Here is a 20750-nt window from a genome sequence, read left to right on the forward strand (position 1 = left end):
GGGGGGAGACAGAGGGTCAGAGATGCCCGAGGATCCGCCGTACGGCTTCGGTGAGCCTGCGCTCGGCGTGGTCCGCGCTGTCCGCCGCCGTCGCGTGCCGGAAGGCGACATGACCGTCCGGCCGTACGAGGAGCGCGCCGCCGTCGGCCACCTCGCTCAGCCGGGCCCAGTCGCCGTACGGGTCCTCGTACTGCTGCCCCGGCCCGATGACGACGGTGGCGATCTCCACGTCCTGGACCGCGGCGGCCCGCGCCCAGTCCGCGCCGCCGATGCCGGTGAGGAGGGTGAAGCGGCCCTGGCCGACGGTGTCGAGGGTGGAGAGCGTCCGGGTGCCGGAGGTGATCCAGGCGTGCGGGAGCTTGGCGCCGGGGCGGGTGGTGGGCTGGTGGTGGAGCTCGGGGTCGCGGTCAAAGCCGGGGTCGGCGGTGCCGTCGGGGACGATCGCGGCGGAGGTGTAGCGCTGGTTGAGGTCGACGCCGTGCGCGTTGAACTCGTACGCCTTGAAGGCGATGGCCTCGCGCAGCCGCGCCCGCTGCTTCTCGGCCGCCTCGCCGGTCTCCTTGCGGGCGGCGATGTTGGCCCACAGCTGCTCGGGGGTCTGCGGGGAGAGTCCGTCGAGCGCCTCGAAGATCGGGGCGGTCTCGCCGATGGACTTGTTGGCGCGGGTGACGATCTGGCGGCCGATCGGGGCGCGTTCGGCGGTGTAGGTGTCGAGGAGCTTCGGGGAGGCGGTGCCGTCGAGGACGAGCTTGAGCTTCCAGGCCAGGTTGTAGGAGTCCTGGATGGAGGTGTTGGAGCCCAGGCCGTTGGACGGCGGGTGCCGGTGCGTGGCGTCGCCGGCGCAGAAGACCCGGCCGTGGGAGTAGGTCTCGGCGTACATCTCGTTGACGGTCCAGGCCGAGGACGACTTGATGGTCACCGGGATGTCGTCGTCGCCGACCAGCTGGCGGACGATCGACTCGGCGTACTCGGTCGTCAGATCGGGGGCGCCGGCCGTGACGTCGTACCCCCACACGATCAGCCACTCGTTCCAGGGCCGCACGCAGCGCACCAGGCCCGCGCCGATGCCGCCGACCGTGGCGCCGGGGGCGAGCACCCAGTAGAGGGTGGAGGGGCGGTGGGCGGTGTACTTGCTCAGGTCGGCGTCGAAGACGATGTTGATGCTGCCGGCCACGCCCATCTGGCCGCCCATGGGCAGCCCGGCGTCCTCGGCGACCTGGCTGCGGCCGCCGTCGGCGCCGATGAGGTACTTGGCGCGGATGGTGTACTCGTCGCCGCGCAGCCGGTCCTCGACGGTGACCGTCACGCCGTCGGCGTCCTGGACGAAGGACTTGTAGACGGTGGAGAAGCGCAGCCGGGTGCCGCGCGCGACGGCCGCGTTCATGAGCACCGGCTCCATGAGGTGCTGGGGCAGGTCGCACATGCGGGTGGGGCTGGCGAGTTCGTGGGCGGCCTGCACCAGCGGGTCGTTGCCCCAGGAGCGGACCCGGCCGAGCTCCTCGCCGGCCAGGCTGGTGCAGAAGGTCGTGTTGCCCATCAGGTGCTGCGGGGTGGCCTTCGCGACGACCTCGTCCTCGACACCCAGGTCGCGGAGCACCTCCATGGTGCGCTGGTTGGTGATGTGTGCCCTGGGGGTGTCAGCGAGGCTCGCGTAGCGGGTGACGACGATGTTGGGGACGCCGTAGGTACTGAGGGCGAGCGCGGCGGAGGCTCCCGCGGGACCGCTGCCGACGATGAGTACGTCGGTCACGACATCGGGCTCGGCGATGGGGACGCGGGGCACGGGAACGCTCCAGGGAAGGTGAAACAAGAAAGTAGAGAGGCGAGATGCGAACAGGCACTGGCTTCTCAAGATCATGAACGGGGTGGCCGAATCTCGGGTGTCTCAAAATGAGACAGAAGGGCGGTTGTTTTGCGTTCAACCGTCCCCCTTAGGCTGAGCGGTGCCATGACCACCGCAGAGCGCCCCACCGCCCTCAGCTCGCTGCGCCGTGCCCGGGAGCTGTTCCTGCGCGGACAGCAACCGCCGGACGGAGTGCCCGAGGACGTCCTCGCCGCGTGGAAGCGTGCCCGGTTCTTCGGCGTACGACACGACGTGGGTTCCCCCGCGCCGGAGGCGGCCGGGCCCGTCGACTCCCCCTTGCTGACCGCGGCCCGCCCGGTGCTCGACCGGATCGCCGGGACGCTCGGCGGCGGGGACACCGCCCTCCTGCTCACCGACGCTCGGCTGCGGGTGCTGTGGGCGGGCGGGTTGGCGCCGGACCACCTCTGCCGGGACCTCTCCGAGGAACGGGTCGGCCACAACAGCGCGGCCCTCGCCCTGCACACACGTCGCCGGGCCGAGGTGCACGGCCCCGAACACTTCCTCGACCGCTGGCAGGACGTCTCGGCGGTGAGCGTGCCGGTGCGGGCGCCGGAGACGGGGCAGCCGGTGGGGACGGTGACGGTGGCTGGCGGGTTGTGCGGCGGGGGCGGAGAGTGGACGGCGCGTGGGGAACGGACCGAGTACGGGCCGCACCCCGGTGCTTCGCTGGCCGAGGCCGTCGCGGCGGCCGTCGAGACCGAGCTTCTCGCGCGGACGCGGACGGCCGAGCGGGGGTTGCTGGACGCCTACGCGCGGGCCGTGGGAGAGCAAGGACAGGCGGTCGTCGCCCTGGACGGCCGTAACCGGCTGGTCAGCGAGGCGGCGGGGCGGCTGCTGTCGCCGGAGGCGTTGGAGGCGCTGGAGCGGAGGGCGGTCGCGCTCATACGGGAGTCTGATTCCGGCCATCCGGCAGGGCTCGCGGACGGCCACCCGGACGCTTCCGCGCATCCGACAACACTCACGGACCGCCACCCGGAGGGGGCCGCGCATCCGACAACACTCACGGACCGCCACCCGGAGGGGGCCGCGCATCCGACAACACTCACGGACGGCCACCCGGACGCTTCCGCGCATCCGACAACACTCCCCTACGGCCCAGACGGCGCCGCCGCCTCCCTCACTCCCGTCTCCCACCAGGGGTCCGTCATCGGCGTGGTCGTGGTGCTGGAGTCGTCGGGGTGTCCGGCGCCGGTCGCGGTCGGCAGGCGTGACCTCGGCCTGGCCGGCGGCTCGGTGCCGTGGCGGCACGCGGTCGGGCGTGCCCTGGAGCTGGCCGCGTCCGGTGAGCCGCTGCTCCTGGTCGGCGAACGCGGCACCGGGAAGACCTCGCTGGCCCGCGCGCTGGTCGCCGACGCCCTGCTCGTGGACGCGGCCGAGACCGAACTCGGCGCCGACGCGGACGTGTTGCGCACCGGCCGCCCCCTCCTCGTCCGCCACGTCGAACGGCTCGCCCCGCCCGACACGGCGACCCTCAACTCCCTCCTCGCGGCGCACCCGAACGTCCCGCTCCTCGTCACGTACACCCCCGGAGCATCGCCCGGCCCCTGTCTCCAACGCCTCCTGGACACCCTGGCCGCCCGCTCGGTCACCCTCCCCGCCCTCCGTGAACGCCCCGACGACATACGGGAGTTGCTCACCTTCCTGACGCCGGGCCCCCGGCCCGGACACCCTCCGCTCACCTGGTCCCTCGACGCGCTGCGTGCCCTGGAGCGGCATCCCTGGCCCGGCAACGTGACCGAACTCGCCCACCTGGTCCGGACGTTGGCCGAGCACCGTCGCACGACCGGCCCCGTCCGCCGCAGCGAGCTCCCGGACGCCGTACGCGAGGGACCGGCGCCCCGGCCCCTGACTCCGATGGAGCTCGCCGAACGGTCCGCCATCCTGGACGCCCTCCACCTCCACGGCGGCAACAAAGCACGAGCGGCGGCCTCTCTGGGCATCGCCCGCGCCACGCTCTACCGGAAACTGCGGGGCTACCGAGACTGAGAGCAGGGGCACACACGCGAACATCCCGGTGAAGGACGGGGTTTGAAGTGCTGTCAGCGGATGGGTACAAGGATCGGGTGGGCGCCTGAGGCTGTCGGAGGGGGTGGTGCCGCATGCCGTTCGGGGATCTGCACCGGATATCGGTGCTCCACATCGACCGCGACGCCGACCTGCCGCTGAACTACCTGTATCTGCCGGAGTCCGGCACCTTCCAGACCCTGGGCTACGTCCGTCTGCGGGGCGTGACCGCCTGGAACGGCATGACACACACCGGTCCGGACACGGTCGAGGAGCGTGACGCGTTCCTGATGAAGGTGCTGACCACGCTCCATGTCCCGCCCCATGAGGCGCAGCGCATCGTGCGCACCGCCGACCACGTCTCCTTGGGCGGCGGCCCCGGCTCCAGCGGTCCGGCGCCTTTGACGGCCGCGGCCCCGGAGGAGGAGCAGGGCGGCACCCACATGGTCGGGCCCGGTGTCGTCGTGGGGCTGGTGAGCGGGCTGCTCGTCGGGCTGCTGCTGGCGGGCTGGTCCGGCGCGGTGATCGGGGCGTTCGTCGGGGTGTCCACGTTCCCGGACCTGTTCATGGGCGGTTGGCAGCTGGTGCACCGCGACAGCCCCCGCAACTACGTGGAGATCCACGACACTTGGGCGATCCTGCTGCTCGCCGCGGGCACGGTCGCGGGAGCCGTCGGCGGTTACGCGGTCGGCGACGGAGGCTTCCAGCGAGCGCGGGGCGTCTTCCTCGGCATGGCGGCGGTGGCGTTCGTCCTCGCCCTCCTGGCCACCCGGTTCAGCATGGAGCCGTTCCGGCAGCGGTCGGTGGTCTGGTTCGGGCCGTTGGTCGTGGGCGGGTTCGCCTGGGCCGCGCACGCCCTGTGGAGCGGTCCGGTGCTTTTGACGGTGGGGATCGTCGTCGGATCGGTGGTCTCGGGCTCGCTGGCGCGCCGGATCGCCGGCGTGGTCTGACCGAGGGCACGTCGGTGCGGCGGCGGCAGCAGCGGTCAGGTGTCCGGCGACCGGTCCGCGGTGCGGGGGGCCTGCCCTGGATCGGCCTGGGCGATCTGCCACGACCGGGACGGGGCGTCGTACGAGATCCGGAAGCGCCCCTCGGCCTCCTGCAACGTGGCCACCACGTCCCGCAAGTCGCGCGCGGCCTCCGGCGGCAGCCGTTTGGGCATGCTGATGGCCAACCGGCCGTCCAGCGCGGCGATTTCGAGGAGCTCGGTCTCCTCGACCCCCTGACCGAGCTCCTCACGGCGGCCCGGCCGGACCAGGCCCGCGATCTTGGGCCACACCTCCTCGCCGGCCTTGCCCGCGATGGCCTGCACGAAGGGCTGCACCGCCGCGGTGACCACGACCGTCGTCACCAGGTCGAGCAGCCCGATCCGCTCGCCGGAGTCGCGCACATCGCATTCCCAGCAGCGCGCGGCCGTTCTCCGGTGGCCGCAGACCGGGCACGGGAACTTCGCCAAGTCGCCTGTCATCCTCACCTCGCTCGCGGGACGGCCGGGATCATCGCGTCAGCGTGCACCGAGGATGCGATCACCGCAAGGCGGCGTGCGCACGGGCACGGCCGCTCGCGGGGCGGGGAGAGCCGGTGAACGACGGGTTCCAGAAACACCATCAGCTCGCGCGCCGGGCTTTGTGGGAGCTGCAACGAGCGGTCAAAAGACGCAACTTGAAGAAGCTGGCGGCCGCCAGGGACGCGTTCGCGGACGTCCTGGACGTCATGTCACCCGCGCATCCGGACCGGCCCGCCTGCCTCGGTAATCTGAGCACGGCCCTGCGTCTCCAGTACGAGTGGGGCCGCGACGCCTCCGCCGTCGAACGGCTCGTCGAGGTCGACGAGTCGATCCGGTGGAGCCTCGAACCGGACCATCCGCAGCGCGCCCTGCACCGGCACAACCTGCGGAACGTCATGGCGCAGCTCATGACCGGCCCGCGCCCTCCGGGGCTGCTCGCACAGGCGGTCCCGCTCGCCAGGGAGGCCGCGACCGACCCCGCCGAGCGGACCCTGTACCTGGAGGCGCTCGCCCTCTGCCTGGACGAGCTGTTCGAGCGGACCGAGGACGCGGACGTCATGGTCGAACTGATCGCGCTGGACCGGGAACGGGTGGCCGCGCGCCGTCCCGAAGACCCCGAAGTCGGGCCGATCCTCGCCGACTTGGGCGCCGGGCTGCGCACGCTCGCCCTGTTGCGGGGCCGCCCGGAAGACCTGCCGGAAGCCGTCGACGTCGGTCGGCAGGCCGTCGAGAAGTGCCCGGACCGCCATGAGAACCGGGCGTCCTGCCTCGCCCTGCTCGCCAACTCGCTACACGCCCGGTTCATCCAGCTGGACCGGTCGATGGAGACGTTGCGCGAGTCTGTCGCGGTCGCCCGGCAGGCGGTCGCGGCGGCGCCGCCCGGGCACCCGGACCGGCCCGCCGCCCTCAACGGCCTCGGAATCGGCCTGCGTTCGGTGTTCGAGGAGGCCCGGGAGCTCGACGCCCTGCACGAGGCCGCGCAAGCTCTCGAGGAGGCGGTCACGGAACTCGGCCTGGACGAGCCCGCCCGCCGCGCCCGATACCTCGGCAACCTCAGCGCCGTGCACCAGGAACTGTTCAAGCGCACCGGGGAGATGCGGGCGATCCTGGCAGCCGTGGAGGCCTCCCGGGAGGCCGTACGGCTGAGCCCCCACGACACTCCGCAACGGGCCGGCCGCCTCAGCGACCTCGGCAACGCGCTGCACATCCTGTCCACGGGCCTGTACTTCGCCGCACCGGGGGACGGGGAGGTCTTGACGACGACCGGCGCTGGAGATCTGCCGTACCTGCGGGAGGCGGTCGAGGTCGCCCGCGCCGCAGTGGCGGGCACCCACGACGACCCCGACCTCGGCGGACGGCTCAGCAATCTCAGCGTGGCCACCCGCACCTTGTACGAACTCACCGGCGACAGCGCCGCGTTGGACGAGGCCGTACGGGCCGCCCGTGCGGGCGTCGCCGCCTCGACGGCGGACACCACGAACCGCGCGACGGCGCTCATGGCCCTGGTACGGGCCCTCGCCCAGCGCCGCCCCGCCACACCGGACGCCCTACGGGAGATGCAGGAGTGCTGCAAGGACCTCGCGACGGCCACGACCACGCCCCGCACCCGCGTCATCGCCCACCTCCTCCTCGGCCGTACGGCGATGTCGGCCCACCCTCCCGAGGCCGCGACCGCCCTCGCGGCGTACGAGAGGGCCGTCGCGTGGCTGCCGGAGATCGCGCCGCGCCAACTGCTGCGCCCCGACCGGGAGTACGGCCTGGCCGAGCTGGCCGGCCTGCCCGCCGAGGCCGCCTCCGCCGCCCTGCATCTCGGCCGCCCCGAACACGCGCTGGTGTTGCTGGAACACGCCCGGGGCCTGCTCCTGCGGGAGGGCATGAGCGGCCGCGACGACCTGGCCGAGGTGCGCCGCGCGGACCCGGAGGCCGCAGAAGAGCTCGTACGCCTCCGGGACCTGCTCAACGCCTCCGACCAGGGAGGGGCGGACCTCTATCGCAGCGACGCAGACCCCGTCCCCGTACGACGAGCACGGCACGGCACCAGGACCCACCGACATGGTGAACTCGCCCTGCAATGGGAGCAGTTGCTGGACCGCATCCGCTCGCGCCCCGGCCTGGAGGGCTTTCTGCTCCCACCGACGATCGAGTCCCTGCGAAGCCGTCCCGTGGACGGTCCGGTCGTACTGGTCAACCCCGGCCCGTCCCGCTGCGACGCGCTGCTGCTCACACCGGACGGCGGCGTCCGCGCCCTGCGCCTCGACTGCGACCACGCCGAGCTGCGCGAGCGGGCGCGAGCCTTCCGGCGGCTGCCGCGCTCCACGGGGCGCGCGGCGTCGGACGAGGCCGAGCTGCTGGGCCACCTGGCCTGGCTGTGGGACCGCATCGGCCGGCCGGTCCTGTCGGAGCTCGGTCTGCTGTCCCCGGTACGGCTCCCGGCGGAGTCGGCCCCCAGGATCTGGTGGTGCCCGATCGGCGTCGCCGCGTCCCTCCCCCTGCATGCTGCGGGCCGGCACGGCGCCGACGATCCGGCCGGGGTCTGCGCGGTCATGGATCACGTCGTGTCGTCGTACACCTCGACCGTGCACGCGCTCCGCCGGGGCGGCACCGGCGTGACGGACGATCACAAGGCGAGCAGACCGCTGGAGGGGCTGTCTGACAGGTCTCTGGACGGCCTCCTTGTGGTCGAGATGAGCGAGACCCCCGGCGCGGGGCCGCTGCCCGGGGCCCGTCTCGAGGCCGAGCGGCTGACCGAGCTGGCCGCGCACCCCACCGTCCTGTCCGGCCGCGCGGCCACCCGGGAGGCCGTCCTACGGGAACTGCCCGGCCATGCCATCGCCCACTTCGCCTGTCACGCCGTCACCGACCCCCGCTCCCCGTCCCTCGACCGGCTGCTGCTGCACGACCACGGGTCGGCCCCCCTCACCGCCGTCGAGCTGTCGTCGGTGCACGTCCCGCACGGCACGCTGGCCTATCTGTCGGCCTGCGAGACGGCCACGTCCGACGAACGCCTCGCCGACGAGGCGATCCACATCGCCACCGCCTTCCAGCTCGCCGGCTACCGCCATGTCATCGGCACGCTCTGGCCCGTCGCCGACAGCGCCGCCGGACGCATCGCGGACGACTTCTACACGGGCCTGCCGTCGTCGCTCGACGCCGCCAGAACCCTGCACCGGGCCGTACTGGACCTCCGCGAGGACGCTCCCGCCAGGCCGTCCCGCTGGGCGGCACACATCCACTTCGGCGGCTAGGGGAAGGGGAAGGTGGCACCCCCACCCTCCCCGTACAAACGCACATGCCATGCCATCACGGAAAGGGGCCTGCTCATGCGATGTGACAGGAGACTTTCAGCTCGCAGCTGCGGCACTATTATCGGCGCATGCACACCGTGACCGGTCCGCCAGGGCCGGTGCGACGTGTTCGTGAGGACCAGAGGGAGTTGGACCCGTGATGACCCGTTCCGTGCGCCGGACCCGCCGGATGATGCAGGTGGCCGGCGTCGGCGCCGCCGCCCTGCTGGCCCTGACCGCCTGCTCGTCCTCCGACGACGACTCCGCCGGCACGTCCGACCCCTCCGGCTCCGCCTCGGCCTCCGGCAAGCTGTCCGGCGAGGTCACCGTCTTCGCGGCGGCCTCGCTGAAGGAGAGCTTCGAGTCGCTGGGCAAGACGTTCGAGAAGGCCCACCCCGGTACGAAGGTCACCTTCAGCTTCGGCGGCAGCGACGCGCTCGCCGCGAGCATCACCGGCGGGGCCCCGGCGGACGTCTTCGCCTCCGCCAGCCCCAAGACCATGAAGATCGTGACGGACGCGGGCGACAACGCCGGCGAGCCGGCCACGTTCGTACGCAACCAGTTGGAGATCGCCACCCTGCCGGGCAACCCCGACAAGGTCGCCTCCCTGAAGGACCTCACCGACTCGGACCTGAAGGTCGTCCTGTGCGACAAGACGGTGCCGTGCGGCGCGGCCGCCGAGAAGGCCCTGACGGCGAGCAAGGTGAAGCTCACCCCGGTCTCCTACGAGGAGGACGTCAAGTCCGCGCTCAACAAGGTGGTGCTGAAGGAGGCCGACGCCGCGCTCGTCTACAAGACCGATGTGCAGGCGGCGGGTGACAAGGTGGAGGGCGTGGAGTTCCCCGAGTCCGCCGACGCCGTCAACGACTACCCGATCACCCTGCTGAAGGGATCGAAGAACACCGCCACCGCCGAGGCGTTCATCGCGCTGGTGCGGTCCGCCGAGGGTCAGAAGGTGCTGACCGGGGCCGGGTTCCTGCAGCCGTGACCTCGCCGTCCCTGGACAAAGCGGGCGCCGCGGATACCCTCACCGCCGGGCCACGGCGCCGCCGCGTCCGTGGGGGCGGCGCTCCGCTGCCGCTCCTCGTACCCGCGCTGATCGGCCTGGCGTTCCTCGTCCTGCCACTGGTCGCCCTGCTCATCCGGGCCCCCTGGCACAGCATGCCCGACCTGCTGACCAGCACCGAGGTGTGGCAGGCGCTGCGGCTGTCCCTGGTCTGCGCGACGGCGGCGACCGCGGTGAGCCTGGTGATCGGGGTGCCGCTGGCCTGGCTGCTGGCCCGGGTGGAGTTCCCGGGGCGGGGGCTCGTACGGGCCCTGGTCACGCTGCCGCTCGTGCTGCCGCCGGTCGTCGGCGGTGTGGCGCTGCTGATGGCGCTGGGCCGCAACGGTGTCGTCGGCAAGTGGCTGGACTCCTGGTTCGGGGTCACGCTCCCGTTCACCACCGCCGGCGTCGTGATCGCGGAGGCGTTCGTCGCGATGCCGTTCCTCGTGATCAGCGTGGAAGGCACCCTGCGGGCCGCCGACCCGCGCTACGAGGAGGCGGCCACGACGCTCGGCGCCTCCCGCTTCACCGCGTTCCGCCGGGTCACCCTGCCCCTCATCGCGCCGGGTATCGCCGCCGGCGCCGTCCTGGCGTGGGCGCGGGCGCTCGGCGAGTTCGGCGCGACGATCACCTTCGCCGGCAACTTCCCGGGCCGCACCCAGACCATGCCGCTGGCCGTCTACCTGGCCCTCCAGAACGACCCGGAGGCCGCCATCGCCCTCAGCCTGGTGCTGCTCGCCGTGTCGATCGCGGTCCTGGCGGGCCTGCGCGACCGCTGGATGACCACGTCATGACCGACATCGAGAAGACGATCCGGTACGACGACGCCGAGGCATCCTCGGCGGACGGTCTCGACGCCCGTCTCGTCGTCGAGCGCGGCTCCTTCCGGCTCGACGTGGCCCTCACCGCGGCCCCCGGTGACGTCGTCGCCCTCCTCGGTCCCAACGGCGCCGGCAAGACCACCGCGCTGCGTGCCCTCGCCGGTCTCGTCCCGCTCACCGACGGTCATCTCCGCCTGGACGGCGCGGAGTTGGACCGTACGCCCCCGGAGTCCCGCCCGGTCGGCGTCGTCTTCCAGGACTATCTGCTCTTCCCGCACCTCACCGCACTCGACAACGTGGCCTTCGGACCCCGCTGTCACGGCACCGGCAAGGCGGAGGCCCGCGCCCAGGCGGCCGTATGGCTGGAACGGATGGGCCTCGCGGACCACGCGTCCGCCAAACCCCGCCGGCTCTCCGGCGGTCAGGCCCAGCGCGTCGCGCTCGCCCGCGCCCTGGCCACCCACCCCAGGCTGCTGCTGCTCGACGAGCCGCTCGCCGCCCTCGACGCCCGCACCCGCCTCGACGTCCGGGCCCAACTCCGGCACCACCTGGCCGACTTCGAGGCGGTCGCCGTACTCGTCACGCACGATCCGCTGGACGCGATGGTGCTGGCGGACCATCTCGTCGTCATCGAGGAGGGCCGGGTCGTCCAGCGAGGCACGCCCGCCGACATCGCCCGCCATCCGCGGACCGACTACATCGCCCACCTGGTGGGCCTCAACCTCTACCGGGGCGAGGCCGAGGGGCACACGGTCCACGTCGACGGCGGCTCCACCGTCACCACCTCGGAGGACCTGACCGGCCCGGTCTTCGTCGCGTTCCCGCCCAGCGCGGTCACCCTGCACCGCGACCGGCCCACGGGGTCGAGCGCCCGTAATTTCTGGCGCTGCGAGGTGTCCGGCCTGGAGACCCATGGCGACCAGATCCGTGTCGCCCTCGGCGGTGAACTCCCCTTGGCCGCCGACCTCACCACGGTCGCCGCGGCCGAACTCCACCTCCACGCGGGGGCGGAGGTCTGGGCGACGGTGAAGGCGACGCAGACCCACGCCTACCCTGCCTGAGCGGGCTCGGGGAACCCGGCGTCCCGCCCGGCAGTTGCCTGGCGTTCCCGGAACCCGGCGCCCCGCACGGCAGTTGTCAGCGTCCAAGGAACACCATCGCCACCAGGACGACGACGAGCAGCGTCACGTAGGCGAGGGAGTGCACCCGGTCCGGGACCCGGCCGGTGACGCGGCGCGTCAGGGCGATCGCGGGCAGGGAGCCCAGCAGCAGGGCGGCGCCGGCGGTGAGGTCGACGTAGCCGAGTGGTCCCGTGCCGGTGGGGGCGAGCGCGTAGACGAGGGTTCCGGTCACGGCGACGGGGACGCTGAGCGGGTTGGCCAGGGCGGTCGCCTCGGCCATCGGCAGCCCGCTACGGCGCAGCAGCGGCACCGTCATGACGCTGCCGCCCACGCCCAGGGCGGCGGCCACCAGACCGATGCCGGTGCCGCCGAGGGTGGTGGTGGCGGGGCCGAGCGGCTTCGGGTCCGTCCCGGGTGGCACGGAGAGGAAGCCCTTCCGCAGCACGCTGTCGGTGATCGTCACCAGCAGATAGGCGGCGAACAGCAGGCGCAGTGTCGTACCGCCGAGCAGGGTGGCCGCGAAGGACCCGGCGGCGGCCCCGAGCGTGATGAACGCCGCCAGCGGCCAGACGTACGCCCGCCGCAGCCGGCCCTGACGCCATGGGTCGCGGGCTGCCACGACGGCGTTCACGACCATCACCGCCGCCGATGTCGCCACGGCGACGTGCATGGCGTCGGCGGCGCCGCCTGGGCGGGCGCCGGCGGTCAGGACGCCATAGACGACGGGCACCGTGACGAAGCCGCCGCCGAAGCCGAAGAGAACGGTCGTGACGCCGGTCAGGCAGCCGAGGAGCAGGAGGGTGAGGAGCGAGGTCAGCACGGGCACGACGTTAGGGATCATGGAGGATGGCGGGCAATCGTTGAATCGCCAGGTTCCTACGCGCTGCAGACACCCGTAGCCTGCCGGCATGCGCAACATCCCGGTCGCGGAGGTGGACGACCTCGACCGTGCCGTGCTCGCCATCGGCACCGACTATCCGGCGGACCATCTGCTGCCCTGGCACGAGCACCGCCGCGCCCAGGTCCTGTACGCGGCCACCGGCGTCATGCGGGTGGAGACGGCCGACGGCAGCTGGACGATCCCCACGGCCCGCGCCGTGCTGATCCCGCCGACGACCAGGCACCAGGTCACCATGACGGGCGTCAGCACCCGCAGCCTCTATCTCGAACCGGCCGCCGTCCCCTGGTTCCCGGCGCGCTGCCGGGCCGTCGACGTCTCCGCGCTGCTCCGGGAACTGATCCTGGAAGCCGCCGAGTTGGACCCGTACTACCCCGAACACGGCCGCGACGCGGCACTCGCCGCCCTCCTGCTCCACGAGTTGAGGAATCTCGCCCCGCTCCCGCTGGACCTGCCGCTGCCGTCCGAGCCCCGACTGCGCGGCCTGTGCGAGGAGTTCCTGCACCAGCCCGACATCCATGATCCGCCCGCGCGTTGGTGCGCGGCCCTCAACGTCAGCGAACGCACCCTCGCCCGGATGTTCCGGCACAGTACGGGCCTGAGTTTCTCCCAGTGGCGGCAACGCGCGTGCGTCCTGCACTCCCTCCACCACCTCACGGCGGGCGTGCCGGTCACCCGTGTCGCGGCCCTGCTGGGCTACGACAACCCCGCCGCCTACACGGCCGCGTTCAGGAAACTCCTCGGCCGGCCGCCTACGGCGTACCGGGGTAGCGGTCCCGGCGCCGCCGAACCGCACGGTCGAACGAGATGATCACTCGATCGTGAGTTCCTCCGGGCCGGCCCCCGCTGTGCGGCGATCCTCGAAAGGACGGACGCGCGACCGGCGTCCGCGAGTCCGGCGGGTGGGGATGAAGTTGACGCGAGAAGAAGGACGGCGCGAGAGCCTCGACGAGCAGGCGTTACTCCTGGTGGCGGGGCTGGCCGACCTGGCCGTGAGCACGCTGGGGTCGGCCGTGGGCACGGTCCGGAGTCTGCTGCGGCGTTCGGACGCGGCGGAACTCGCCGCGCAGGCCGAGCAGGACCTCGCCGCGCGGGGACGCCTGGTCCTGGACCGGTATGCGGTCGTGCCACCGGCCCACTTGGAGATCCTCGCCCGGCAGGCCCTGGCCCGGAAGAGCGCCGGTGAGGACTGACCGCTGGGAACCGGCGGCGTTCAAGGCCCGCGTCGACGAGGTGCTGAGCCGCTTCGTGGCCGACGAGGCCGACCGGTTCGCCGGCATCGACCCTCTGCTCGGCCCGGTGGCCGGGCAGTTGGAGGACGCGGTGTCGCACGGCAAGCGACTGCGCGCGGCCTTCTGCTACTGGGGCTGGCGTGCCGTGGGCCAGCCGGACTCCGACGCGCTGGTGCGGGCGGCGGCGTCCATGGAGCTGGTGCACTGCGCGGCGGTCGTCCACGACGACCTCATCGACGACAGCCCCCTGCGGCACGGACGCCCCACGGCGCACATCGCCCTGCGGGACGTCGTACGGCATCGCCCCCATGCCCCGGCTGCGGCACGGTCGTTGGCGATGCTGCTGGGCGATCTGCTGATGGCGCTGGCGGGGCAACTGTTCGCCACCAGTGGCCTGCCCGCCGCGTATCTCGCCCGCGCCCGGCCCTTGTGGTCGCTGATGGCCCGGGAGCTGATCGCGGGCGAGTGCCTGGAGATCCTGCGCACGGGAACCGGTCCGGACACCGACGCGTCGCTGAAGGTGATCCGCTACAAGACTGCCAAGTACACCGTGGAACATCCCCTGTTGATCGGCGGCGCCCTGGCCGGAGCCGGCACCCGGCTGCGCGAGGGCTACTCGTCGTACGGGCTGCCCCTGGGCGAGGCCTTCCAGCTCCGGGACGACCTGCTCGGCCTGTTCGGGAACCCGGCGCACACCGGCAAGGCCAACGCCGACGATGTGGAAGGCCACCGGCCCACGGCCCTGCTGGCGGAGACCTGGCGCCTGGCCGGCGACGACGACCGCGAGCGCCTGCGCACCCTGCTGGGCCGGCCCGGCGCGGACACGGAAGCCCTGGACGAGGTCCGCGAACTGATGCGTGCGCTGCGGGCACCCGACCGTATCGAGAACATGATCAGCGCACGGGTCGAGGAATCGCTCGGCGCCCTCGACCAGCTGAATCTCCCACCGCACGCCGCCGCCGCGCTGACCACGCTGGCCCGGTCGGCGACGAATCGCCTGTCCTGAAGCGACCCCGGGCACCCCCTCAGACGACAAGGAGCATTGCCATGAACCGCACCGAGGCCTCGATGGACGCCCTGCGGCAGACGGGGGACGAACTCGCGGACGGCACTGTCGCCACGCTCTTCGAACGCGGCGAGGTGGGTACGTTCAACTCCCTGATGCGGTACGTCTCCACGGCCGGCGCTCCCCTGCCGGACGGGCTGCCCGAGGTCGCACGCGAGTACCTCGAAGCCACCCGCGTCCCGCCGAACTGGGTGGACTGGTCGGAGATGGAGAAGGCCCGGTTGTTCTTCATCGACAACAACGTGCACGTCTCCACCGCGCTGTCCTTCGCCTCCATGCCCGCCTGCTATGTCGTCCCGCACGTGGCGAGGCTGCTGTCGGCCACGCACGGGCTGGAGTACCCCGCCAAACGGATGGCGGAGACCGGCCAGTTCACCGTCCGTCTCATGCAGCCCGACGCCTTCGAGGCGGGCAGCCGCTTCATCCCGGCCGCCCAGAAGGTGCGCCTGCTGCACGCCTCCATCCGGCACCATCTGCGGCGCGAGAACCGCTGGGACGTCGACGCGTTGGGGGTGCCGATCTGCCAGGAGGACATGATCGGCGGGCAGATGTTCTTCTCCCTGCTCGTGCTGGACAGCCTGCACCGCCTCGGCATCCACATGTCACAGGAAGGCGCGGAGGCCTACTACTACGCGTGGCGGGTGGTGGGAGCGATGCTCGGGGTGGACCAGGACGCGGTCCCCAAGTCCCTTGAGGACGCCCGCCAGTTCCTCGACCTCTACATGATCCGGCACATGGGCCCGTCCGAGGAGGGCGTGCGTCTGACCCGCCAACTCATCGACCTGTACGAGGAGGTCGTCCCCGGCACGTTCTTCGACCCGATCGTGTCCGCGCTGATCCGCTATCTCGTCGGCGACACCTGCGCCGACTGGCTGGAGGTGCCGCACACTCCGTGGGACACCGTGGTCAAGGCCGTGCCCCACCTCCTGGGCGTCCTGGAGTCGATCGAGGACCGCTCCCCGCTCGGCGCCTGGGCCCTGGACCGCATCGGCCACCTCACGACGGTCTTCGAACTGTCCTCCCTGACCCGCGGCCGGGTCATGCACTACGCCGTCCCCGAACACCTCAAGAAGGACTACGGCGTCCCGGGCACGACCCCCCGCACCCGACGCTGGGTTCCGCCGACCGGCGTGTCGGGCCGATGAGTTCTCCGGTCGCCGGAAGTCTTCCGTTGGACGAGCCCGCACGCTCGGGTGGACGAGCCCGAACGCTCGCGTGGACGTGCCCGCACGCTCGCGTGGACGTGCCCGCACGCTCGGGGCAGCGAGAGGAGAGGAAGACCAGGATGAACAATCCGATTCGGCTGTACATGTCGATGTCGCTCGACGGCTTTGTCGCCGGCCCGGACGACCGGCCGGGGCAGGAGCTCGGACGGGACGGTGGACGGCTCTTCAACTGGCTCGACGACCGGAAGTCCGCCGGCCCGAGCGGCCAGGTCTACCGCGAGGCGCTGGCGACCGGCGCGGTGATCTCCGGCCGCCGCACCTTCGAACTCGCCGGGCGCTGGCAGGGCGACCACCACGACGGCGTGCCGATCTTCGTCCTCACCCACCAGGTGGCGGACGGGGACGTCCCACCCGGCCACGCGCGTTTCGTCACCGATGTCGAGGCATGCGCCCGCGAGGCCCGCGCGGCCGCCGGGGACCGGCCGGTCATGGTCCACGGGGCGGGCGCGGCGCAGGCGCTGCTGCGCGCCGGGCAGCTGGACGAGATGGAGATCCACCTGGTTCCGGTCCTCCTCGGGGAGGGGCGACGGCTGTTCGAGCACCTGGGCGGCGCTCACATCGAACTCGGCCTCGTCCGACGCCTCGACGACCGGGACGTCACGCATCTCCGCTACCGGGTGCGGCGGCCCGAGGAGGCCGCGTGAAGACGCTCTTCGTCTCCTACCGCGTCACCGACCTCACCCGCTCGCTCGCGTTCTACACGGCCCTGGGCTATGCCGAACTGGGCCGGGTCGAACTCGGCGGCGGGGCTCGCCTCGTACTCCTCAACTTCCCCGACGAACCGGCGGCGTCACTGGAACTGGTCCACCGCCCCGACGCCGGACCGGTCGATGTGGGCACCGGTTTCGACCACCTCGCGATCCAGGTGGAGACGCTGGCCACCACCCTCGACACGCTGACCGAGGCAGGCCTGCGCCCCGAACCCCTCCAGTACCCGGGCGGCCCGCAGGGCCCGAAGACCTCGTGGCTGACCGACCCGGACGGCTACCGGATCGAGCTGGTGGAGTGGCCACCCGGCCATGCCGACGGCATCACGGCGGCGGACTTCGCGTGAGTACCGGAGTACCGGAGTACCGGAGTACCGGCCCAGCGCTCCCCGGCCGTCTCGGCAGCCCTCCCCCACTCAGCCGGGCTTGACCGCCCGCGTCGCGAAGTAGTTCGACATGTACGCAGCGGATGCGTTGGACTGGTGCGGCGCCTCCGCGAAGCCGGTGAGGACGAACCCCGCGGCGAGTTGCCCGCCGATCTGGTCGGTGAGGGTGTGGCTGTACTCAAGGGCGGCGTCCGCACCGAACTTCGCGGCGCGTTCCTCGGCGGTGTACTGCGTGACATCGCTGTAGGGCAGCTTGTGCACGACGATCAGCTCGCCCCGCTCGTCGAGCGCCTCGTGGTCGAACAGGTACGCGTCCGGGTTGATGAAGCCCGCGAGCAGAGTTCCGCCCGGTCGCAGCACGCGGAAGCACTCACGCCACACCGGCGCCGGCTCCGGGACGAAGAGGTTGGAGACCGGATGGAACACGACGTCGAAGCTTGCGTCACCGAAAGCGCCGAGGTCGCGCATGTCGCCCAGGACGGTACGCAGCTCGAGTCCGTCGCGGGCCGCCACCATCTGGTCCTGGCCGAGCTGGCCGGGCGAGTTGTCGAAGACGGTGACCCGCGCCCCGGCGGCGGCGAGGATCGGCCCCTGCTGGCCACCGCCGGAGGCCAGGCACAACACGTCCTTGCCGGTCAGATCCGCCGGCAGCCAGGAGCGGTCGACGGGCTCATGCCCGATGAGAACGATCGACCAGTCGCCCCCGCGGGCCCGCTCGACCTCCTCAGCGCTCACCGGCCTCGACCACTCGATGCCCTCTTGGACGTACTTGTCCCAGGCGGCCCGATTGTGGGCAGCCGGGTCGACCCCCTTGTCCTGCACGTTCAACTCCCTGCTACGGCCAGGCGGACACCTGCGCCACTGACGGTTCGACGCTCAAGCCAACACGATCGCAGGGCGCGGCCTCAACGAAATTACCGATCCTCGAGGCGCCCACGGGCTGCTCACCAGGCGACGTACCGGCCCACTGGCCAGACGCCGACCCCGCCCCGCTCACCCGACCACCCTTGCCCACAACCGAGCACACCCCTACCCTGATTTTGTGCCGCCAATAAACAAACCCCGAACGCACAACGCCGTGCCGGGCCACACCCCCACCGACCTCAGCCGCCTCCGCACCGCCCTCACCGTCTTCTTCGCCCTCGACGGCTTCATCTTCGCCGGGTGGGTCGTCCGCATTCCCGACATCAAAGAGCAGACCGACGCCTCCGCCACCACCCTTGGCCTCGCCCTCCTCGGCGTCTCCGCGGGCGCCGTCATCACGATGATCCTCACCGGCCGCCTCTGCCGCCGCTACGGCAACCACCAGGTCACCGTCGTCTGCGCCGTCCTGCTCTGCCTCAGCGTCGCGCTCCCGCCCCTCACCCACTCCGCCCTCGCGCTGGGCGCCGTGCTCCTGGTCTTCGGCAGCGCGTACGGCGGGATCAACGTCGCCTTCAACAGCGCCGCGGTCGACCTGGTGCACACCCTGCGGCGCCCGATCATGCCCAGCTTCCACGCCGCCTTCAGCCTCGGCGGCATGGCCGGCGCCGGCCTGGGCGCGCTGGTCGCCGGTGCGCTGACGCCCACCCGGCACCTGCTCGGCCTCACCGCGCTCGGCCTCCTGGTCACCGCCCTCACCGGCCGCGTCCTCCTGCGCATCCCACCCCCCGCACCACCCCAGGACACCCCGAAGGCACCACCCCGAGCGCACCGGCCGGGCCCCGGCACCCGCCCCCTCGTCCTCACCTTCGGACTGATCGCCCTGTGCACGGCGTACGGCGAGGGCGCCCTGGCCGACTGGAGCGCCCTGCACCTCAAACAGGACCTGCATGTCACCGCCGGCACGGCCGCCGCCGGATACTCCTGCTTCGCCCTCGCCATGACCATCGGCCGCCTCACCGGCACCCGCCTGCTCGAACGGCTCGGCCAGACCCGCACCCTCGTGGCCGGCGGCACGACCGCCGCGCTCGGCATGCTGCTGGGCGCCCTCGCCCCCGCCCTGTGGCTCACGCTCCTCGGCTTCGTGATCACCGGGCTCGGACTGGCCAACCTCTTCCCGGTCGCCATCGAACGCGCCGGCACGCTCGCCGGGCCCGACGGGGTGGCGATCGCCTCCACCCTCGGCTACGGCGGCATGCTCCTCGGACCCCCCGCCATCGGTTTCATGGCCGACTGGTTCTCCCTGCCCCTCGCGCTCACCAGCGTGGCGGCGCTGGCCGCGACGGCAGCCGCCATCGCCCTCCTCACGCACCGCGCGACACATCGTTGAGCGCGTGATCCGGCACGTCCGTGGATCCGCCGACGATCACTCCGGCCGCATCTCCGACCCTGCCTTACGAGCGCGCTCGATACGGCAAACTCCCCCGCCACGCTCGATACGACAGACTCACCCCCATGGACACCTCCTCGGACACACCCCGGAACGCCCCTTTGGACACCGCCGAGTTCCTCCGGATCCTCGACCGGGAGGGCCGCCTGCTCGCCGACGCCGCGGAGCAGGCCGGTACCGACGCCAAGGTGCCGACCTGCCCGGAGTGGCAGGTGCGGGACCTGGTGCGGCACACCGGCGCGGTGCACCGCTGGGCCACCGGGTACGTCGCCGAGGGGCACCCGTCCCGCCGCCCCCTCGACGACGCGCCGGCCCTCGACGGCGCCGAGCTTCTGGCCTGGTTCCGGGAGGGCCACGCGCACCTCGTGCGCACCCTCGCCTCCGCCGCCCCCGACCTGGAGTGCTGGTACTTCCTGCCCGCCCCGTCCCCGCTCGCGTTCTGGGCCCGCAGGCAGGCGCACGAGACGAGCGTGCACCGGTTCGACGCGGAGGCCGCCCGCGGCGGCACGCCGAGCGGCCTGGACCCGCGGTTCGCGGCGGACGGCGTCGACGAACTGCTGCGCGGCTTCCACGCCCGTCCCAGGAGCCGGGTGCGCAGCGAGGAGCCGAGGGTGCTGCGGGTGCGGGCGACGGACGCGGACGACGACGCCGTGTGGACCGTACGCCTGACGCAGGAGCCGCCCGCGGCCGAGCGGGGCGAGGCGGGGGACGCGGAGTGTGAAATCAGTGGGCCCGCAGCCCAGTTGTACTTGTCGCTGTGGAACCGCGCGCCGTTCCCGAGCGTGACCGGCGACCGCGCGCTCGCCGAGCTGTGGCGGTCGAACTCGGCCGTGTGACGCGAAGTCTCCCTGACTCAGCCTGAGTTCAGCATCCGCGTCAACACCGCACGCTGCACGGGCAGTACCTCACCGTGCAGCGTGCGCCCCTTGTCCGTGAGGCCCACCCGGACGCCGCGCCGGTCCTCGGGACACATGCCGCGCTCGATGAGCCCGTCCTTCTCCAGTCGGGCGATCAGCCGGGACAGCGCGCTCTGGCTGAGATGGATGCGGTCGGAGATCTCCTGGACGCGGTACGTGCAGGCCCCGCCCTTCGCGCTCCCGTCCGCGAGCACGTCGAGAACCTCGAAGTCGCTGGCGCACAGGCCGTGTTGATGCAGGGCGCGGTCGAGTTCGCACTGGGTGCGCGCATGCAGCGCCAGGATGTCCCGCCACTGTTCCACGAGTGCCTGCTCGGCCTTCTTCGCCGCCATGGGCGCACCGTAGCAGAGACCAAGAATTA

At 72.3% G+C, this 20750-nt stretch carries 19 protein-coding genes; 14 read left to right on the plus strand and 5 right to left on the minus strand.

Annotated elements, in window-relative coordinates; all coding sequences use genetic code 11:
• Nucleotides 1-16: 16 nt before the first annotated feature.
• Nucleotides 17-1783, minus strand: coding sequence for an FAD-dependent oxidoreductase (locus tag CRP56_RS04815; protein WP_097260553.1), 1767 nt, complete (start codon nt 1781-1783; stop codon nt 17-19).
• Between the two features lie 165 nt (nt 1784-1948).
• Here CRP56_RS04815 and CRP56_RS04820 point away from each other — a divergent pair, with 165 nt between their 5' ends.
• Entirely contained in the window at nt 1949-3850 is a 1902-nt protein-coding gene (locus CRP56_RS04820; RefSeq protein ID WP_097260555.1) for a helix-turn-helix domain-containing protein, read from the plus strand.
• A 113-nt stretch (nt 3851-3963) separates the two neighbouring features.
• Nucleotides 3964-4818 carry a hypothetical protein gene (locus CRP56_RS04825; RefSeq protein WP_097260557.1) on the plus strand — a complete coding sequence of 285 codons (855 nt, stop codon included), beginning with the start codon at nt 3964-3966 and terminating at the stop codon, nt 4816-4818.
• Nucleotides 4819-4853: 35 nt separating this feature from the next.
• Here CRP56_RS04825 and CRP56_RS04830 read toward each other — a convergent pair whose 3' ends face one another.
• Nucleotides 4854-5258 carry a hypothetical protein gene (locus CRP56_RS04830; RefSeq protein WP_097260559.1) on the minus strand — a complete coding sequence of 135 codons (405 nt, stop codon included), beginning with the start codon at nt 5256-5258 and terminating at the stop codon, nt 4854-4856.
• A gap of 272 nt (nt 5259-5530) precedes the next feature.
• Here CRP56_RS04830 and CRP56_RS04835 point away from each other — a divergent pair, with 272 nt between their 5' ends.
• The 4 genes from CRP56_RS04835 (at nt 5531) to CRP56_RS04850 (ending at nt 11586) form a co-directional block, all read left to right on the plus strand.
• Nucleotides 5531-8620, plus strand: a complete 3090-nt coding sequence (locus CRP56_RS04835) for a CHAT domain-containing protein (RefSeq protein WP_097260561.1) — start codon at nt 5531-5533, stop codon at nt 8618-8620.
• 199 nt (nt 8621-8819) lie between these two features.
• Complete coding sequence (gene modA, locus CRP56_RS04840; protein ID WP_097260564.1) at nt 8820-9647, plus strand: molybdate ABC transporter substrate-binding protein; 828 nt, start codon at nt 8820-8822, stop codon at nt 9645-9647.
• The gene (gene modB, locus CRP56_RS04845) at nt 9644-10498 is read left to right on the plus strand and encodes a molybdate ABC transporter permease subunit (protein WP_179850952.1); all 855 of its coding nucleotides are present in this window, start codon (nt 9644-9646) and stop codon (nt 10496-10498) included. The genes modA and modB overlap by 4 nt, the downstream gene beginning before the upstream one ends.
• Nucleotides 10495-11586, plus strand: a complete 1092-nt coding sequence (locus CRP56_RS04850; RefSeq protein ID WP_097260566.1) for an ABC transporter ATP-binding protein — start codon at nt 10495-10497, stop codon at nt 11584-11586. Before modB ends, CRP56_RS04850 begins: the two co-directional genes overlap by 4 nt.
• 76 nt (nt 11587-11662) lie before the next feature.
• On the opposite strand, the gene CRP56_RS04855 is transcribed toward CRP56_RS04850, so the two are convergent.
• The gene (locus CRP56_RS04855; protein WP_097273732.1) at nt 11663-12466 is read right to left on the minus strand and encodes a sulfite exporter TauE/SafE family protein; all 804 of its coding nucleotides are present in this window, start codon (nt 12464-12466) and stop codon (nt 11663-11665) included.
• A gap of 88 nt (nt 12467-12554) precedes the next feature.
• On the opposite strand from CRP56_RS04855, the gene CRP56_RS04860 reads away from it, so the two are divergent.
• The 6 genes from CRP56_RS04860 to CRP56_RS04885 all read left to right on the plus strand — a co-directional run bounded on the left by CRP56_RS04860 (nt 12555) and on the right by CRP56_RS04885 (nt 17122).
• Nucleotides 12555-13355 (plus strand): AraC family transcriptional regulator, encoded by an 801-nt coding sequence (locus CRP56_RS04860; RefSeq protein WP_097260568.1) that lies wholly within the window; start codon nt 12555-12557, stop codon nt 13353-13355.
• A 103-nt stretch (nt 13356-13458) separates the two neighbouring features.
• The gene (locus CRP56_RS04865; protein ID WP_097273734.1) at nt 13459-13737 is read left to right on the plus strand and encodes a polyprenyl synthetase; all 279 of its coding nucleotides are present in this window, start codon (nt 13459-13461) and stop codon (nt 13735-13737) included.
• The gene (locus CRP56_RS04870) at nt 13727-14782 is read left to right on the plus strand and encodes a polyprenyl synthetase family protein (RefSeq protein WP_097260570.1); all 1056 of its coding nucleotides are present in this window, start codon (nt 13727-13729) and stop codon (nt 14780-14782) included. The genes CRP56_RS04865 and CRP56_RS04870 overlap by 11 nt, the downstream gene beginning before the upstream one ends.
• A gap of 41 nt (nt 14783-14823) precedes the next feature.
• Nucleotides 14824-15987 carry an oxygenase MpaB family protein gene (locus CRP56_RS04875; protein WP_097260572.1) on the plus strand — a complete coding sequence of 388 codons (1164 nt, stop codon included), beginning with the start codon at nt 14824-14826 and terminating at the stop codon, nt 15985-15987.
• Between the two features lie 140 nt (nt 15988-16127).
• Nucleotides 16128-16712: a dihydrofolate reductase family protein gene (locus CRP56_RS04880; protein ID WP_097260574.1), complete on the plus strand. Its 585-nt coding sequence runs from the start codon at nt 16128-16130 to the stop codon at nt 16710-16712.
• Nucleotides 16709-17122: a VOC family protein gene (locus tag CRP56_RS04885; protein ID WP_097260576.1), complete on the plus strand. Its 414-nt coding sequence runs from the start codon at nt 16709-16711 to the stop codon at nt 17120-17122. Before CRP56_RS04880 ends, CRP56_RS04885 begins: the two co-directional genes overlap by 4 nt.
• 69 nt (nt 17123-17191) lie before the next feature.
• Here the strand turns inward: CRP56_RS04885 and CRP56_RS04890 are convergent, their stop codons facing one another.
• Nucleotides 17192-17983, minus strand: a complete 792-nt coding sequence (locus CRP56_RS04890) for a class I SAM-dependent methyltransferase (protein WP_097260578.1) — start codon at nt 17981-17983, stop codon at nt 17192-17194.
• Nucleotides 17984-18239: 256 nt separating this feature from the next.
• On the opposite strand from CRP56_RS04890, the gene CRP56_RS04895 reads away from it, so the two are divergent.
• Together CRP56_RS04895 and CRP56_RS04900 are read left to right on the plus strand one after the other, a co-directional pair.
• The gene (locus CRP56_RS04895; protein WP_097260580.1) at nt 18240-19412 is read left to right on the plus strand and encodes an MFS transporter; all 1173 of its coding nucleotides are present in this window, start codon (nt 18240-18242) and stop codon (nt 19410-19412) included.
• A gap of 161 nt (nt 19413-19573) precedes the next feature.
• On the plus strand, nt 19574-20308 hold the full coding sequence (locus CRP56_RS04900; RefSeq protein ID WP_097260582.1) for a maleylpyruvate isomerase family mycothiol-dependent enzyme: 735 nt from the start codon (nt 19574-19576) through the stop codon (nt 20306-20308).
• Between the two features lie 17 nt (nt 20309-20325).
• Here CRP56_RS04900 and CRP56_RS04905 read toward each other — a convergent pair whose 3' ends face one another.
• Nucleotides 20326-20721, minus strand: a complete 396-nt coding sequence (locus CRP56_RS04905; protein WP_179850955.1) for a MarR family winged helix-turn-helix transcriptional regulator — start codon at nt 20719-20721, stop codon at nt 20326-20328.
• Nucleotides 20722-20750 lie beyond the last annotated feature (29 nt).

This window comes from Streptomyces sp. TLI_55, assembly GCF_900206255.1.
GTDB lineage: Bacteria > Actinomycetota > Actinomycetes > Streptomycetales > Streptomycetaceae > Streptomyces > Streptomyces aquilus.

Bases quoted from the DNA above. Each gene is read 5' to 3' on its own strand.
- CRP56_RS04820 (WP_097260555.1), top strand. From the start codon at position 1,949: ATGACCACCGCAGAGCGCCCCACCGCCCTCAGCTCGCTGCGCCGTGCC.
- CRP56_RS04825 (WP_097260557.1), top strand. From the start codon at position 3,964: ATGCCGTTCGGGGATCTGCACCGGATATCGGTGCTCCACATCGACCGC.
- modA (WP_097260564.1), top strand. From the start codon at position 8,820: ATGACCCGTTCCGTGCGCCGGACCCGCCGGATGATGCAGGTGGCCGGC.
- CRP56_RS04850 (WP_097260566.1), top strand. From the start codon at position 10,495: ATGACCGACATCGAGAAGACGATCCGGTACGACGACGCCGAGGCATCC.
- CRP56_RS04860 (WP_097260568.1), top strand. From the start codon at position 12,555: ATGCGCAACATCCCGGTCGCGGAGGTGGACGACCTCGACCGTGCCGTG.
- CRP56_RS04875 (WP_097260572.1), top strand. From the start codon at position 14,824: ATGAACCGCACCGAGGCCTCGATGGACGCCCTGCGGCAGACGGGGGAC.
- CRP56_RS04880 (WP_097260574.1), top strand. From the start codon at position 16,128: ATGAACAATCCGATTCGGCTGTACATGTCGATGTCGCTCGACGGCTTT.
- CRP56_RS04905 (WP_179850955.1), bottom strand. From the start codon at position 20,721: ATGGCGGCGAAGAAGGCCGAGCAGGCACTCGTGGAACAGTGGCGGGAC.